This is a genomic window from Campylobacter sp. CH246 (genome assembly GCF_004378835.1).
Taxonomy (GTDB): domain Bacteria; phylum Campylobacterota; class Campylobacteria; order Campylobacterales; family Campylobacteraceae; genus Campylobacter_D; species Campylobacter_D jejuni.
Genome location: NZ_RYYA01000020.1, coordinates 1 through 1,229 on the forward strand (window position 1 = coordinate 1; position 1,229 = coordinate 1,229).

The 1,229-nt window shown below is 36.4% G+C and carries 2 protein-coding genes; both read right to left on the minus strand.

Annotated features, from left to right (window positions below; genetic code table 11):
• Window positions 1-761 (minus strand): flagellin hook IN motif-containing protein (locus tag ELQ06_RS08485; protein ID WP_279586439.1); only part of this gene is annotated, 761 nt, incomplete at its 3' end.
• Window positions 762-908: 147 nt separating this feature from the next.
• Window positions 909-1,229: flagellin (locus ELQ06_RS08490; RefSeq protein ID WP_262072531.1), on the minus strand; the 321-nt coding region annotated here is incomplete at its 5' end.

The following is a 1,229-nucleotide window of genomic DNA, read 5'->3' on the forward strand; positions in this document are numbered from 1 at the left end:
GCAAAAGTATCTGAAGTAGTTCCAGCCCTAACTGCAGCCATACCTCTAGTTTCTACTGTAAAAGTAGCTCTAACACCGGTTTGATCAGCACTTTTGTTAATCTCTTCAGCTAAGGCTCCAAGTCCTGTTCCAACTGAAGTTGAAATCACAACTTTTTGAAACTGAAAATCATCTATACCGTTGTAGTTTTTAAGAGTAAATTGCACTTCGCCACTAGATGAAATTCTTCCTCCTGTTTCAAAGCGTGTTAAACCTATCTTAGAAGACTGGGTTGCTCCTATGGTAGCTTTTATAGTTTGATTTGAACTAGCACCGATTTGAAATTCTTGATTGATAAAATTTCCACTTAAAAGTTGTTTACCGTTAAATGAAGTAGTATTTGCGATATTGTCAAGTTCTTCCATTAAACGGTTGATATCTGCTTGAAGCATGGTTCTTGTTTTTAGACTTTGTCCATCTTGAGCTGCTTGAGTTGCCTTAGTTTTGATTGTATCTAAGATTTTAAGTTGCTCATCCATAGCCTTATCAGCAGTTTGTAAAATACCTATAGCATCATTACCATTGTTTATAGCTTGACCTAAAGTAGCTGCTTGTGAACGCAAAGAATCCGCTATAGCCATCCCTGAAGCATCATCTGCTGCGGAGTTGATTCTAAGACCTGAACTAAGTCTGCTTAAAGACTTATCCAGCTCTCTAGCATTAACAACTGAATTTGCATGTGCGTTTAATGCACCGATGTTGGTGTTTATCCTAAAACCCATTTTAAATCCTTTCAAAATATTGCATCGAAAAGATTAAAGCAAGAAGTGTTCCAAGTTTTAGTTTAATTAAAAATTCTAGAGTTTAAAATAAAAAAAGCCTAGTTTTAAAAACTAGGCTTGGATTTGTATATATTACAGCTTTTTAAACTACTGTAGTAATCTTAAAACATTTTGTTGAACAGAATTAGCCTGTGCCATGGCATAAGAGCCGCTTTGAGCTAAGATATTTGCTTTAGAGTAGTTTGCACTCTCGGCTGCAAAGTCTACATCACGGATTTGCGATTCTGCTGCTTTAACGTTTACTTGAGTAACAGTGATGTTGTTTATAGTTGATGTAACTTGATTTTGCACCGAACCAATGTCGGCTCTGATTTGATCAAGATTTGTTATAGCTGTTTCAGCTATATCCATCACCGCCATAGCACCCTTAAGTGTGGTAACACCTGCTGTTTCATCTTTTACTCCAAA